This is a genomic window from Rhizobium sp. B21/90 (assembly GCF_019355815.1).
Lineage (GTDB): Bacteria > Pseudomonadota > Alphaproteobacteria > Rhizobiales > Rhizobiaceae > Rhizobium > Rhizobium rhododendri.
Window position 1 is genome coordinate 3,725,750 of record NZ_CP072162.1, and the last position, 14,731, is coordinate 3,740,480.

At 60.5% G+C, this 14,731-nt stretch carries 14 protein-coding genes; 12 read left to right on the forward strand and 2 right to left on the reverse strand.

The genetic code is table 11. The annotated features are described in order from the left end of the window. The first annotated feature begins 47 nt into the window (after nucleotides 1–47). The 7 genes from J5278_RS18010 to J5278_RS18040 all read left to right on the forward strand — a co-directional run bounded on the left by J5278_RS18010 (nucleotide 48) and on the right by J5278_RS18040 (nucleotide 7,857). The gene (locus J5278_RS18010) at nucleotides 48–695 is read left to right on the forward strand and encodes a DUF2291 family protein (RefSeq protein WP_209182529.1); all 648 of its coding nucleotides are present in this window, start codon (nucleotides 48–50) and stop codon (nucleotides 693–695) included. A 1-nt stretch (nucleotide 696) separates the two neighbouring features. Continuing rightward, nucleotides 697–2,241, forward strand: coding sequence for a sugar ABC transporter ATP-binding protein (locus tag J5278_RS18015; protein WP_209182528.1), 1,545 nt, complete (start codon nucleotides 697–699; stop codon nucleotides 2,239–2,241). Beyond that, nucleotides 2,238–3,305 (forward strand): ABC transporter permease, encoded by a 1,068-nt coding sequence (locus tag J5278_RS18020; protein ID WP_209182527.1) that lies wholly within the window; start codon nucleotides 2,238–2,240, stop codon nucleotides 3,303–3,305. Before J5278_RS18015 ends, J5278_RS18020 begins: the two co-directional genes overlap by 4 nt. Before the next feature lie 3 nt (nucleotides 3,306–3,308). Beyond that, complete coding sequence (locus tag J5278_RS18025) at nucleotides 3,309–4,343, forward strand: Gfo/Idh/MocA family protein (protein WP_209182526.1); 1,035 nt, start codon at nucleotides 3,309–3,311, stop codon at nucleotides 4,341–4,343. After that, entirely contained in the window at nucleotides 4,340–6,199 is a 1,860-nt protein-coding gene (locus J5278_RS18030) for a hypothetical protein (RefSeq protein ID WP_209182525.1), read from the forward strand. Before J5278_RS18025 ends, J5278_RS18030 begins: the two co-directional genes overlap by 4 nt. A 229-nt stretch (nucleotides 6,200–6,428) precedes the next feature. After that, nucleotides 6,429–7,409, forward strand: coding sequence for a complex I NDUFA9 subunit family protein (locus J5278_RS18035; RefSeq protein WP_209182524.1), 981 nt, complete (start codon nucleotides 6,429–6,431; stop codon nucleotides 7,407–7,409). Between the two features lie 280 nt (nucleotides 7,410–7,689). Beyond that, the gene (locus tag J5278_RS18040; protein WP_162854759.1) at nucleotides 7,690–7,857 is read left to right on the forward strand and encodes a hypothetical protein; all 168 of its coding nucleotides are present in this window, start codon (nucleotides 7,690–7,692) and stop codon (nucleotides 7,855–7,857) included. Nucleotides 7,858–7,979: 122 nt separating this feature from the next. Here J5278_RS18040 and J5278_RS18045 read toward each other — a convergent pair whose 3' ends face one another. Continuing rightward, nucleotides 7,980–8,777, reverse strand: a complete 798-nt coding sequence (locus J5278_RS18045) for an undecaprenyl-diphosphate phosphatase (protein ID WP_111216172.1) — start codon at nucleotides 8,775–8,777, stop codon at nucleotides 7,980–7,982. Nucleotides 8,778–9,053: 276 nt separating this feature from the next. Between J5278_RS18045 and J5278_RS18050 the strand changes: the two genes are divergently transcribed. From J5278_RS18050 to J5278_RS18070, 5 genes are all read left to right on the forward strand, one after another. Beyond that, nucleotides 9,054–9,746 (forward strand): glutathione S-transferase family protein, encoded by a 693-nt coding sequence (locus J5278_RS18050; protein ID WP_111216170.1) that lies wholly within the window; start codon nucleotides 9,054–9,056, stop codon nucleotides 9,744–9,746. A gap of 11 nt (nucleotides 9,747–9,757) precedes the next feature. Further along, a complete protein-coding gene (gene queG / locus J5278_RS18055; RefSeq protein ID WP_209182523.1) occupies nucleotides 9,758–10,942 on the forward strand; it encodes a tRNA epoxyqueuosine(34) reductase QueG in 1,185 nt (394 codons plus the stop codon). After that, on the forward strand, nucleotides 10,930–11,802 hold the full coding sequence (locus J5278_RS18060; RefSeq protein WP_209182522.1) for an SDR family oxidoreductase: 873 nt from the start codon (nucleotides 10,930–10,932) through the stop codon (nucleotides 11,800–11,802). The genes queG and J5278_RS18060 overlap by 13 nt, the downstream gene beginning before the upstream one ends. A gap of 491 nt (nucleotides 11,803–12,293) precedes the next feature. Further along, nucleotides 12,294–12,656 (forward strand): septal ring lytic transglycosylase RlpA family protein, encoded by a 363-nt coding sequence (locus J5278_RS18065; RefSeq protein WP_142823718.1) that lies wholly within the window; start codon nucleotides 12,294–12,296, stop codon nucleotides 12,654–12,656. A gap of 133 nt (nucleotides 12,657–12,789) precedes the next feature. After that, nucleotides 12,790–14,079: an RsmB/NOP family class I SAM-dependent RNA methyltransferase gene (locus J5278_RS18070; protein WP_209182521.1), complete on the forward strand. Its 1,290-nt coding sequence runs from the start codon at nucleotides 12,790–12,792 to the stop codon at nucleotides 14,077–14,079. Between the two features lies 1 nt (nucleotide 14,080). Here the strand turns inward: J5278_RS18070 and J5278_RS18075 are convergent, their stop codons facing one another. Beyond that, on the reverse strand, nucleotides 14,081–14,584 hold the full coding sequence (locus tag J5278_RS18075) for an HPP family protein (protein ID WP_209182837.1): 504 nt from the start codon (nucleotides 14,582–14,584) through the stop codon (nucleotides 14,081–14,083). Between the last annotated feature and the right edge of the window lie 147 nt (nucleotides 14,585–14,731).

The following is a 14,731-nucleotide window of genomic DNA, read 5'->3' on the forward strand; positions in this document are numbered from 1 at the left end:
TCCGTCACCTTGATAGACAGTATTCGATGCGGGTGGAGTGCATGCCAATGGTGAGGATCAAGGGCGCGTTGCTGATGGCGATGCTGGCTGCGGCAGCCTTGCCGGGCTGCAAGATCGTCAAGACGCAGACAGCCGCTGAAAAAGCTGCCGAAGCTGCGAAGACCGACTTCAATCCTGGCGACAGGGTCGAGGCGATCTGGCAGAGCAAGGCCCTGCCCTCCATCGAGAAGCGGGCCGGCGACTTCAAGCAGGTGATGACACTTATGGCCGCCAACCCGGACGACGCCGGTGTCAAGTTCGGTCACCGCGAGAAGGAAGGCAATGCGCCCTGGACCTACGTGGTCAAGTTCGAAGGCAAGATCAGCGCGGCCGAAACCACATCTCGGGCAGCCACGATCGATGTCGACATCGATGGCGACGGCAAGGCGGATCTCAAGGTACAGATCGGCCCGGCCATCCGCGGCACCGCGCTGCGCGACAGTCTCGACATCGTTAATTTCAACGAGTTCAAGAACCAGATCGAATGGGCGCAGTTCGGCAAGTCGTTCAATGAAAAGGTCAATGCTACCGTTCTCTCGGCGCTGCCGCGCGATGCTCTACCCGGCAAGACCGTGAAGGTCACCGGCGCCTTCCCGCTGCCGACGTCGGGCCAGCTGCCGCTGGTGACACCCGCAACACTTGCTATCGGCCAATAGCATGGAAGCGCTCACCCCGGACGATATCATCCTGCGGCTTGACGATGTGACGAAGGTCTATTCCGGCATCGTTGCCGTCAAGCGCGCCAACCTGGAACTCAGGCGCGGCGCCGTTAATGTGCTGGTTGGAGAGAACGGCGCCGGCAAATCGACGCTGATGAAGATCATCGCCGGCGTCGAGAAGCCGACCATCGGCCGCATCATCCTGGACGGCAAGGCGATCCATTTCGACAGTCCGGCCGATGCCCAGGCGAACGGCATCGGGATGATCTTCCAGGAACTCAATCTTTTTGCCAACCTCACGGTCGCCGAAAACATCTTTGCCACGCGCGAGATCACCCGCGGCATCTTCGGCATCGACCACAAGGCGCAGGTCGCCAAGGCCAACCAGTACCTGAAGAAGCTGGACGCCGGGATCGATGCGGAAACGATGGTCGAGGACTTGCCGATCGGCCAGCAGCAGCTGGTGGAAATCGCCAAGGCGATCTCGCTCAATGCCCGCATCCTGATCATGGATGAGCCAACCTCGGCGCTGTCTGCGGCTGAAGTCGATATCCTGTTCAAGGTCATCGCCGAACTGAAGGCAGAGGGCGTGGCCATCGTCTATATCTCCCATCGGCTGGAAGAACTGATGCGCATCGGCGATTACATCACCGTGCTGCGCGACGGCCAGATTACCGGCCAGGCGATGGTGAAGGACATCGACACCAAATGGATCGTCCGGTCGATGATCGGTTCGGACGCAAAGGACTTTGCCAAGGCCGATGGCCACGCGATGGGCAAGGAGATGTTTCGCGCCGACGGCATCACCATGCCACGCGCCACCGGTGGACTTGCCGTCGACAATGTTTCGCTCAGCGTCCAGGCCGGCGAAATTCTGGGCATCTACGGGCTGATGGGGGCCGGCCGCAGCGAGTTCTTCGAATGCATCATGGGGCGCCACCCGCAATCGACCGGCAGGATCCATATTGATGGCAACGAAGTGCGCGAGCGCGACACCACGCGACGTATCCGGCGCGGACTGGCGCTGATCCCGGAGGACCGGCAGCGCGAGGGCCTGGTCCAGATACTGTCGATAGCCAGCAACCTGACACTGGCAAGCCTCGGGCGTTTCTCAAAATTCTTCCATATCAATGCCAGTGCAGAGAAGCGGGCGATCCGCGAAAGCATCCGGGAGCTTTCGATAAAGGCACCCAATCCGGATTTCGAGGTGACCTCGATGTCAGGCGGGAACCAGCAGAAGGTGGTGATCGGCAAGGCGCTGATGACCAACCCGAAAGTGCTGCTGATGGACGAGCCGAGCCGCGGCATCGATGTCGGCGCCAAGGCGGACGTCTTCCGCACCATGCGGCGGCTGGCTGGCGAAGGGCTGGCCATCCTGTTTTCGACCTCCGACCTCGAAGAGGTCATGGCGCTTTCCGACCGCATTGCAGTGCTCAGCAACGGCAAGCTGGTTGCAATCTTCAATCGTGACGACGCAACGGAAGAGGCCATCATCGCCGCTTCGGCCAAGGGACACGGACATACAAGGGAACTCGCATCATGACAGCGGACACCTCCTCTTCTACACCGGCTGTCAAGCGCTCGAGCGGCTCGGCTCTGCTGACAATCATGAAACTGCGCACCTTCATCGCGCTGTTTGCAGTGTTGATCTTCTTCGCCTTCGCGGCCCCGAATTTCACATCCACCGCCAACATGATCCTGATGTCGAAGCATGTGGCCCTCAACGCCTTCCTGGCGATGGGGATGACCTTCGTCATCATCACGGGCGGCATCGACCTGTCGGTTGGTTCCATCGTCGGGCTCTGCGGGATGGTGGCAGGTGCGCTGATCCTCAATGGCGTCGACCTGCCGATGGGCTACACCGTCTATTTCAACCTGTTCGAGATCGTGCTGATCACGCTTGCCGTCGGCATCGGCATCGGCCTGATTAACGGATTGCTGATCACCAAGCTGAATGTCGCGCCGTTCATCGCCACGCTTGGCACACTCTATGTTGCCCGCGGACTGGCGCTGCTCTCGTCTGATGGCCAGACATTTCCGAACCTCACTGGTCGACCTGAATACGCCACCACCGGCTTCGACTTTTTCGGCGCCGGTCGTATTCTCGGCCTGCCTGTCTCGATCTGGATCCTGATCGTGCTGGCACTGGCAGCTGCCTACGTCTCGCGCTCGACGCCCATCGGACGCCACATCTTCGCAGTCGGCGGCAACGAGCGCGCCGCTCGGATGTCCGGTGTGCGGGTCGATCTCGTCAAGATCTTCGTTTACATGTTTTCCGGCCTCTGCGCCGCTATCGTCGGTATCGTCATATCGTCGGAGCTGATGGCGGCGCATCCGGCGACCGGCGAGAGCTTCGAGTTGAATGCCATTGCAGCGGCGGTTCTGGGCGGGACGTCGATGTCGGGCGGACGGGGCACGATCGGCGGCACCATTGTTGGTGCCTTTGTCATCGGTATCCTTTCTGACGGCCTGGTGATGATGGGCGTTTCGTCCTTCTGGCAGATGGTCATCAAGGGGCTGGTCATCATCATCGCCGTGGTCGTCGACCAGGCGCAGCGGAAATTGCAGCAGCGGGTGACCCTGATGCAGATGGCAAAGGCGGGCTGAGAGATGACGGAATTGCGCGGTGCCCTGATCGGTTGCGGCTTCTTCGCGGTGAACCAGATGCATGCCTGGGGTGATGTGGCCGGTGCCCGTATCGTAACCATCTGCGACCGCGATCCGGAGCGGCTCCGAGTTGTCGGTGACCAGTTTGGCATTTCGCGGCGCTATAGCGATGCGGCTGCATTGTTTGCCGATGGCGGTTTCGATTTCGTCGATATCGCCACTACCGTGTCCAGCCACCGGGCGCTGGTGGAAATGGCGGCAAGCCACAGGGTGCCGGTGATCTGCCAGAAGCCGTTTGCTAAAACACTCGACGATGCCAAGGCTATGGTCGCAGCCTGCGGACGGGCCGGCGTCCCGCTAATGGTGCACGAGAACTTTCGCTGGCAGACACCTATCCAGGCGGTGCGCAAGGTGCTCGATACGGGCGTGATCGGCACGCCGTTCTGGGGACGACTTTCGTTTCGATCCGGCTATGACGTCTTTTCCGGGCAGCCCTACCTGGCAGAAGGCGAGCGTTTCATTATCGAGGATCTCGGCATCCACACGCTCGATATTGCCCGCTTCCTGCTGGGCGACGTCAAGGCGATGACGGCGCGCACGCAGCGCGTCAATCCCGCGATCAGGGGGGAGGATGTCGCCACCATGCTGCTCGACCACGAAAGCGGCGTCACCTCGATCGTCGACGTCAGCTATGCGACGAAGCAGTCAGTCGAGCCGTTCCCGGAAACGCTGGTCGAGATAGACGGCAGCGCGGGTTCTCTGAGGCTTTTGCAGGGCTACCGGCTCGAAGTCACCGGCGCCGATGGCACAGAGGTCAGCGATGTCTCGCCGAACCTGCTCTCCTGGGCATCGCGGCCCTGGCACAATATCCAGGAAAGCGTGCTGGCTCTCCAACAGCACTGGGTCGCGCAACTGGCGACAGGCGAGGAGACATCTACCTCGGGAGCCGACAATCTGAAGACTTTCGCGCTCGTCGAAGCTGCCTATGAAAGCGCCGCCAGCGGCAGGACCGTCGATGTCGGAGCGATGCTGAAATGACCGGCGACAGGAGGCAGGACGATGCCTTTGCCCTCTACGGCACCGACCGGAGTGAGGCTCCGCCCGTTCGCCTATTGGCCGGGCGTCTGACGGTGGATCTGGCCAGCGGCAATCTTCGCGCAGTCCGCTACGACGGCGTAGAAGTGCTCAGGGGTGTCGCCTTCCTGGTGCGCGACCGCGACTGGGGGACCTACGATCCCCGTATCGACAACCTCGTCATCGATCAGCAAACCGACGGTTTTTCAGTCAGCTATTTAGCCACATGCGACGGTCCTGATGATACCGACCTCCGCATTCTCGTGACCATCTCAGCCAATGCCGGCGGACAGCTACGATTTGATGCCGAGGCTGTCTCGAAGAGCGGCTTCGAGACCTGCCGCTGCGGCTTCTGCATCCTCCATCCCATTGTCGGCCTTGCCGGTCGACCGGTGACTGTCACCCATGTCGACGGCAGCATGGAGACGTCGACCTTTCCCGACCTCATCGAGCCCTGGCAACCCTTCCTGGAAATGCGCGCCATCACTCATGAGGTTATGCCAGATGTGACCGCTGAATGCCGGATGGAAGGCGACACATTCGAGATGGAAGACCAGCGCAACTGGTCGGACGCCTCGTATAAGACCTATGTGCGGCCGCTTGCGCTGCCATGGCCGTACCGGATCGAGGCCGGCGACCCGGTGCATCAGCGCGTCGTGCTGACGGTCACGGATCTCAGAAAAGCGGCTCCGGTCAAAAGCGTATCACCGGCTGCCGTCATCCGACTGATTTCCGGTCCTGCGTTCGGCAAAATGCCTGCCGTCGGACTGGTCGTGACGCCCGAGGAAGCGGCTGCGACGCTCGGGGCGGGCGTACAACTCAATGCTGTCGGAGCGCAGGAGTTGCTGTTCCACTTCGATCCGCTCGCAGGTCACGGCAGAGGCGCGTTTGCAGATTTTGCCGACATTACAAACCTGCACCACGGCCGGACTACGCTGGAGATCGCGGCTCCTTGCCGTGCGGCCGTGTCAGACGAGCTGTCAGAGATTGCGGGATGGATGCGCGATGCCGGCTTTTCGCCGGACGCCGTCGTCGTCTCGCCCTCCATCGACCGGCAGTCGACGCCTCCGGGAAGCCCTTGGCCGGCTTGCCCGCCGCTGGAGGCGGTTTACAGCGCCGCCCGCGCCGAGTTTCCCGGAGTCCGTCTTGGCGGAGGCATGCTCAGCTATTTCACAGAACTCAACCGCAAGCGTGTACCGGCCGAACAACTCGACTTCATCACGCATTGCACCAATCCGATCGTTCATGCCGCAGACGATCTCAGCGTCATGCAGACGCTCGAAGCGCTGCCCTTCATCACCCAATCGGTTCGGGCGATCTATGGGGACAAACCATACCGTATCGGCCCGTCGACCATTCCCATGCGCCAGAACCCCTATGGAAGCCGGACGATGGATAATCCATCTGGCGCCCGGATGGCGATGGCCAACAGCGACCCGCGCCACAATGCCGATTTCGCTGCGGCTTTTGCGCTTGGATATGCGGCGCGGGTGGTGGAAGCCGGGCTCGAGTGCCTGACCCTTTCGGCGCTGACAGGTCCATTCGGGCTGATCGCCGGCCGGGGCGAACCTGTTGCCGAGGGCGGCATGCGACCGCTGCACAGGGTCGTACAGGGCCTGGCGGCGCTCTTTGGCAGCCGCTGGATCCAATGCATTTCAAGCGCACCGGACAAGGTCCTAGGGCTTGACGTCAGTGCCCCAGATGGCAAGAGGCTGTTATGGATTGCAAACCTCACGCCGTACGTCCAGACGGTCGAAGCGGGTACCGGAAACGTAGAGTTGCCGCCTTTTGGCATAAGCGCGGTCGGGTCGCCGGGTTAGGCAAAGATCGGTATCGGTGGAGGCCACATGCGGGCGCTGAATGGCTGGCGCTCACGGCGACCTGAAGCCTCTCGTGCCTCACCCGTGAGTCACCAAGCCTTGTTGAGGGCCTTGCCGTCGACATCGGGTAGAAAACAGCAGCGCTGATGGCACGGCAGGCCCTTCACCTCGCGTGGCGATTCGGCTAAGACCTTTGCGATCAGCACCATAGCCTTTCGAGGAATTTGCCATGACACTGTCCAACCTGCCGCCGCTTGTCACCGTGTTCGGAGGGTCCGGTTTCGTCGGACGGCATGTCGTGCGGGTGTTGGCGAAACGCGGTTATCGCATCCGCGTCGCCGTCAGGCGGCCGGATCTTGCAGGCTTCCTGCTGACTGCCGGCAATGTCGGACAGATTTCTGCCGTACAGGCCAACCTGCGCTATCGCGACTCTGTCGACCGCGCCGTCGAAGGCGCGCAGTTCGTCGTCAACTGCGTTGGCATCCTGTCGGAGAGCGGTCGCAACACCTTCGACGCCGTGCAGGAATTCGGCGGCCGGGCGATTGCCGAGGCCACCCGCGCAGTCGGTGCCAAGCTCACCCATATCTCGGCGATCGGAGCCAACGGTGGCTCGGCCTCCTCCTATGGTCGTACCAAGGGCAAGGCGGAAGCCGCAGTGCTGTCGATCGTGCCGGATGCGATCATCCTTCGGCCGTCGATCGTCTTCGGACCGGAAGACGGCTTCTTCAACAAGTTTGCCGATATGTCGCGCCTGGCTCCTGCCCTGCCCCTTATTGGCGGCGGCAAGACGAAGTTCCAGCCGGTCTATGTCGAGGATGTTGCCGAGGCCGTCGGCCGCGCGGTCGATGGCAAGCTGACACCGGGTACGATCTACGAACTGGGCGGTCCCGAAGTGCTGAGCTTCCGCGAATGTCTCGAGACCATCCTCAAGGTCGTAAACCGCAAGCGGCCGCTGGTGTCGATCCCGTTCGGCGTCGCCTCGATGATCGGCAGCGTCGCCTCGATGATACCGTTGATCACGCCACCGATCACACCGGACCAGGTGACGCTGCTGAAGGTCGACAATATCGTGTCGCCGGAGGCAGAGGCTGAAGGCCGGACATTGGCTGCAATGGGCATCCGCCCGACCATGCTGACCTCGGTGCTCCCCTCCTATCTGGTGCGCTTTCGTCCTCACGGGCAGTTCTCCGGAACAGGCAAAGCCGCCTGAGGTTCATAAAATAAATTTTAAATGCCCTCGACGCCGTTTGCGATTTCGCAGACGGCGCCTTTAGTTTGTGGCCGGAAAACGGCCTCTTTCGGGCTTTTCGAGCGGTTGTCCACCGCGCAGCGTTGCCCAAAAGACGCAGCGCCGGAATACTCGAATTAACGGGAAATTCAGCAGGAACCTTTATTGCTAATTTCCATTCCACTGATTAACAAAACCGCGCGACGGACGACGTCCCCAAGGGTCTCAACGCGCGCTATTCATTGCGGAAAGGTATTTTTAGATGGGCAAGTCAATCGCACTTCTCTTCGTCTGTGCGGCTCTGGTTATCGTTGCCGGTTCATTCATGGCACCGAACAGTGTTGCCGCACTCAAGGGGGAGTGCTCGCCTGCTTATGGCGTCGATCCATGCAGCACCGGCTCCATCGATTCCGCATCGATCGCCCACTGATAACGAAAAGAAGCCGGCGCATGACCACCGGCTTCCTGACTTCTACCCCCCGGAAATAGCTAAATCAAAGCAATCGCCCTATCGCATCCGCGCCATCAGGCGCGAATGCTGGAAGTCTTTGATCAGCGAACGATGCCACCTGCCACCAGACCGAGCAGGATCGCGCCGAGAATGATGCGATACACGGCAAACACCGTGAACCGGTTGCTCTGGATATAGGAGAGCAACCACTTGACGGCGACAAAGGCAACGACCGTCGAGACGATGAAGGCAATCGCCAGAGCGCCCCAGTCCTCGCCTGCCGCTCCGCCGTCCTTGAATGTCTTCAGCAACTCATAGCCACTGGCCGCATACATCGTCGGAATACCGACCAGGAAGGCGAATTCGGTCGCGGCGGCACGATTGCCGGTACCGGCCAGCATGGCAACGAAGATCGTTGCACCCGAGCGCGACGTGCCGGGAAAGATGCCAGCGACGATCTGGGCGATGCCGACGAGGATCGCCACATACCAGGTGATGCTCTTGTATTGTGGCCGACGGGCTGCAGCCCACTCGGCAAAGATCATCCAGATGCCGCCGACGATCAGCGCCCAGGCGATTGGCGTAACTGTTTCAGGCAATTCGAAGCCCAGCTTCTTGACGATCAGCCCGAGCACCGCAGTGATCAGGAAGGCGACGATCAGCTTGGCGGCATAGGATCGGTTGCGTGGATCCCGCCAACCGAGCACCAGATCCATCAACCGGCGCCAGTAGATGAAGGTCACGGCGAGAATGGCGCCAGCCTGGATGACGATATTGAAAAGTTCCGACCGGGCGCCGAGCCATTGCTCGGCGATGATCAGGTGGCCGGTGCTCGAGATCGGCAGAAACTCGGTGATACCCTCTATAATGCCAAGAAGCGCAGCATTGATGTAGTCCATGAATAGTCTCCAGTTGGGATTCGCTCGATTGGAGGGGTGGGCGGGGGCAAAAACGGGATCCGTTTTTATCGATATGATGCGCTGTCGATAGGGCCGCCTATCGGCCCTTGATAGTTTCTTCAGCCATCTTGTGTCCTATGTCAAAGGGCGGGTGGTCCGATTGGCTTGTGTTGCCGGGACCAAACTTCTATAGCTGCAACAAACAGGTCATGACTAGGGCAGCCACACGACAAGCCACGCCCAAGCCCTTCATCAATCCCATAGTTCAGAGTTTACATGCCGACTCTCTATCATCATTCCATGTCATCCGCGTCTCGCTTCGTACGACTGATCCTGTCGGAATACGGGTTCCACGCCGATCTGATCGAAGAACAGACCTGGGAAAAGCGTCATGATTTCCTGGCGCTCAACCCGGCCGGGACACTGCCGGTCTATGTCGACGACAGCATGCGGGCATTGTGCGGCGCTACTGTCATTTCGGAATATCTCGACGAGACGCATGGTGTGCTGAAACGCGATCGGCGCCTGCTTGCCGAAGATCCTTTCCAGCGCGCCGAGATCCGCCGGCTGACTGAATGGTTCCTCCTGAAGATGGAGCAGGACGTAACACGGCCTCTCGCGCGCGAACGGGTCTACAAACTGCAGATGACGGCTGCCCAGGGCGGCGGCGCTCCCGATTCGAAGATGATGCGCACAGCCCGCGCCAATATTCGCCAGCATCTGAAATACGTGACCTGGCTTGCCGGTTCGCGCCAGTGGCTGGCCGGCGAGCGGATGAGCTACGCCGACCTTGCGGCGGCGTCTTCGATCTCCGTGCTCGATTACATGGGCGAGATCGCCTGGGCCGAGGTGCCGATCGTCAAGGACTGGTATCAACGCCTGAAATCGCGGCCTTCCTTCCGGCCTCTGCTCACCGAGCGCGTCCGTGGCCTGTCGCCGGTCTCCCATTATACCGACCTGGATTTCTAACGGGGCGCGCCATGCCTGAGGCGACCGAAGATCCAACGACAAGGCCCGACAAGGCGGCGGCCCGAAGCCGGAGCCTGAAGACATTCCTCCAGCAGGAAGCCCTGCGACTGGGCTTCGATCTCTGTCGGATTACCGGTCCGGACTCCATTCAGGAGGCCGGCCCGCGGCTCGGTATTTACCTCGACGAGGGTTTCCACGGAACGATGGACTGGATGGCGGAGACACGGGAGCGTCGCGCCAGTCCGGTTGCCCTCTGGTCAGACGTGCGCTCGGTCGTCGTATTCGGGCTGAACTACGGGCCGGACGAAGATCCACGCGGCATCCTTGGCAAGCCGGACAAGGCTGCGATTTCGGTCTATGCCCGCAACCGCGATTATCACGATGTCATCAAGGGGCGGCTGAAGGAGATTGCCACCCGTTTCGCGGCGCGCTCGAAGGAAGACGTCAAGGTCTTCGTCGACACCGCACCGGTCATGGAAAAGCCGCTGGCGGCCGCAGCCGGGCTGGGCTGGCAGGGAAAACACACCAACCTCGTCAGTCGCACGCATGGCTCCTGGCTGTTTCTAGGGTCAATGTTCACCACGGCAGACCTTGGCAGCGACGAGCCGGAGAGCGACCATTGCGGTTCCTGTACCGCCTGTCTTACGGCTTGCCCCACCGATGCCTTTCCAGCTCCCTACCAACTCGATGCGCGCCGCTGCATTTCCTACCTGACGATCGAGCACAAGGGGCCGATCGACCGACAACTGCGGCCACTCATCGGCAACCGCATCTACGGCTGCGACGATTGCCTCGCCGCCTGCCCCTGGAACAAGTTTGCAGCAAGCGCCTCCGAGATGAAGCTGGTGGCACGGGAGGATCTGCGGGAGCCGTCGATCGCCCTCCTGCTCGGCCTTGACGACGCAAGCTTCCGCAGCTTTTTCAGCGGCTCGCCCATCAAGCGTATCGGCCGCGACAGGTTTACGCGTAACGTCCTGATCGCTGCCGGCAATTCGCGCGACGGGACATTGATCGAGCCATGCCGGCGGCTTGCCGACGACAGCGCGCCCATCGTGCGCGGCATGGCGGCCTGGGCCCTGGGTCGACTGATGACGGCTGGCGAGTTTGCGCTATTTGCTGCAGAAAGGCCGGACGATCTCGACGAAGAGGTGCGCGAGGAGTGGCGCGCTGCAAGGATGATGTCATGCACACAATGATTTTCGGCTGCGGCTATTCCGGCACAGCCATCGCCAAAAGTTTTTCGGGCCCGCAAAACACCGTCGTGGGTACGACCCGCGCCGAGGAAAAGCGTTTGGCGCTTGAACGGCAAGGAGTTTTGGGACTGTTGTTCGACGGCGAAACGCTGGATCCGCGCCTTCTCGACGAAATGCGGAAGACAACCCACCTCGTGCAGTCGATTGCTCCCGGGCAGGCGGGGGATCCACTGATCCGGCTGGCGGGCGAGCGCATCGCGACGCTGATGCCCGAGTTGCAATGGATCGGCTACCTTTCGACCGTCGGCGTCTATGGTGACCACAAGGGTGCATGGATCGACGAGGATACATCGATAAGGCCCGTTTCCGACCGATCCGTCGAGCGGGTGGCCGCAGAGGACGGATGGATGTCCATCGGCGACAAACTCGGGGTGCCGACAGCCGTGCTGCGGCTCTCCGGTATCTATGGTCCGCGCCGCAACGCCTTCTGTAATCTCGAAAAGGGTACGGCACGCAGGCTCGTGAAACCGGGCCAGGTATTCAATCGCATTCGCGTTGAAGACATCGGCGCCGCCAGCCGTTTCCTCGCAGATCGCGCCATTGGCGGCATCTTCAATGTCACCGACGACGAACCCGCCCCACCGCAGGACATCGTGGCGGAAGCGGCAAAGCTCATGGGCATTGCCCCGCCGCCGGAAACACCGTTCGAGACGGCCGAACTATCCCCGATGGCGAGATCCTTCTATGGGGAGAACAAGCGTGTATCGAATAGCCGGCTGAAGGCGCTGGGCTTCCATTTCAGCCATCCCGAGTACCGCGCATCGCTTGCCGAACTCTGGTCATCCGGTCGCTGGCGCGGCTGAAATCGTGTTCGTCCATGGGTGAGCGAATGCATTTTTTCGCGTCATGATTGACGAGACCCGCATTTTCTCCCAAGCGCACCGCACTCGACATCGCTGGAAAAGCCATGGATCGCATGCGATCAAAGGGTTGAATTTTCCTACTTAGAAGCTTTTCTGGATGAAAAGTGCTGACAGCAAAGGTTAACGGCCTCTAAATTTGCGCAACTAAGGCAATGAATATGACGCTCGCGCAAAAGAAATTTCAGAAATATCGTGAACTCCCGGCCCGCGCCTGAGCCGGCAGAATAATCATCTGATTTCTCGCTGATTCCATTCATTTTTTTCCAAAAAACAGACAATTTGATTCACATCTTCTTTTGTCGGCTTCACAACGAATATTACTGACTGTAATATTCCGTGATCGAGTGCAGCACTTTTTCGCCATTTTTCGCCGGATTTAAGCCCCTCGTCGTTCAAGCACGGCGCTCAACAACGTCGAGGGTAAATCTGTTTTGAATATTATCTCCCGCATTCTAGCGATCACCGCAACTATATCAGCTTGCGTTGTTATCAATCCTATTACAGCATCGGCAGCAACGGGCTGTGGAGGCGCATCCTGGTATGCAGCACATTCCAAGACCGCTTCCGGCGAACGCATGAATGCTTCGACGCTGACCGCTGCCCATCGCTCGCTGGCCTTCGGGACCCGTATCCGCGTTACCAACAAGAACAACGGCAAGACGGTTGTCGTCCGCGTCAACGATCGCGGTCCATTCATCCGCGGACGCGTTCTCGACCTCTCCCGCGCTGCCGCACAGGACATCGGCATGGTTGCTTCAGGCACCGCCAGCATCTGCTATTCGGTCGTCACCTGAGCCACATGTCTGCTCCAAAGCTTGCTCTCCGCGTCAATCGCGGCTACCTAGCCGCTTGAGACAGCCCCTTGCTGGCAACCCGACGTTGGTCGAGTACGTCACGGGGACCTAAAGATATCCGGGAGAAGAGTACATGCGTCTGGGCGGCAGGCTTCAAGGGGCCATTGAGATCCTTGCCGATATCGAGGCCCGCAAGCGACCTGTCGCCGACGCGCTAAAGGACTGGGGATTGGGTCACCGTTTCGCCGGATCGGGCGATCGGGCTGCAATCGGAAATATCGTCTACGACGCACTTCGCATGCGTCTATCCCATGCCTACCTCATGGACGATGACGGCCCTGCCGCTCTTGCCCATGCCGTTTTGTTTCGCCAATGGGGCGTTACGCCCGAAAGCCTGGCGTCAGATACGGAGGGCGACCGCTTTGCGCCCGAACCGCTGAGCGATGCCTCGGTTGCCGCATTTGCAAGCCGCTCACTCGCCGATGCCGAAGGCTATATCCAGGGCGACATCCCGGAATGGACGCAGGCGTCTTTCGAAACGGCATTTGGTTCCGACTGGCTGGCCGAGGCAAAATCGCTGGCCGAGCGTCCCACGCTCGATCTTCGCGCCAATGCACTCAAGTCTTCCCGGGAAAAGGCTGCCAAGGCGCTTGAACGGGTGGGCGCTCACCCCGCGAAGATCGCCCGATACGGCATCCGAATTGCCGCAGGCGAAGGTGCTTCCCGTCTCCCTAACGTCACGGCTGAGCTTTCGTTCCAAAAAGGTTGGTTCGAAGTCCAGGACGAAGGCTCGCAAATCGTTGCAGATCTGGTCATGCCGGCGGAAGGCGATCAAGTTCTCGACTATTGCGCCGGCGGAGGCGGCAAGACGCTCGCAATGGCTGCGGCGATGAACAACAAGGGCCAGGTGCATGCCTACGATTCCGATCGGAAGCGACTGGCGCCCATCATCGAGCGTCTCAAGCGCGCAGGCACCCGCAACGTTCAGGTCCACGACGACAAGACCAGCCTAGCCGCGCTCGTCGGTCGCTTCGACAAGGTATTGGTCGATGCTCCCTGCACCGGAACCGGCACCTGGCGGCGGCGGCCGGACACCAAATGGCGGTTGACGCAAAAGAACCTCGATGAGCGGATCGGCCAGCAGCACGACGCCCTACTGCAGGCATCCGAATATGTCAGGCCGGGCGGTATTCTTATTTATGTGACCTGCTCCGTACTTCCGGAAGAAAACGAGGCTCAAGTTCAGCGTTTTACCACCGACAACCCGCAATTTGAGATCATCGAGTCGCTGAGTTCGTGGACAGCGCTGTTCGGTGCGGACGCACAGCAGCCGCGCTCGTCGGATGGCAAGACGATCACGCTGACGCCCGCCTCCACCGATACAGACGGCTTCTTCTTCTGCCGGATGCGTCGCAATCCGTAATTCAATCCACCCGCAGCGGATATTGATGTTTCGGCGGGATGGCATGATGCAGAACGGCAATGGCGATCAATGCCAGCGCGCCGACCACGACGACGGTGAATAACAGACCCGCCGAAAGGTGGGAGGCGAAGGTCACCAACGGCACCGCGCCGGCCGGCGGATGGGTAACGCGCAGCAATTGCATGGCTCCGATCGCTACGCCCACAGCGATGGCCGCCGTCCACCAGAGGCCGGGCGCAACGGCCATGGCGAGGCTGCCGATGGCGGCGGCAATGAGATAGCCGCCGAACACATTGGCAGGCTGTGCCAGCGGGCTCTTCGGCTGTCCGAATATCAGCACGGCCGTGGCGCCGAACGGTGCGATCAGCAGCGGAATTCCCGTCATGATCGCCAACGCCCCGACGGCAAGCATGCCGACGCAGGCGCCGATACCGGCCTTTAACTGCCCGTGCCAGTGGCCCCTGGGCTCGTGGCGGTGAATGAAGTGTCTTAAATGGCGATGGATCATGGCGAACTTCTAAAGTTTCGGTTTGAACAGCGTTTTGCGCCGCAACGCCCTGCTTTGCAAGCAAAGGCGTTTCGCATTTTGGGCATCCCAGGGACAGGCCGCGCTTAAATTCATTCCAAACTAGAGTGTTTGACACCACTTTAT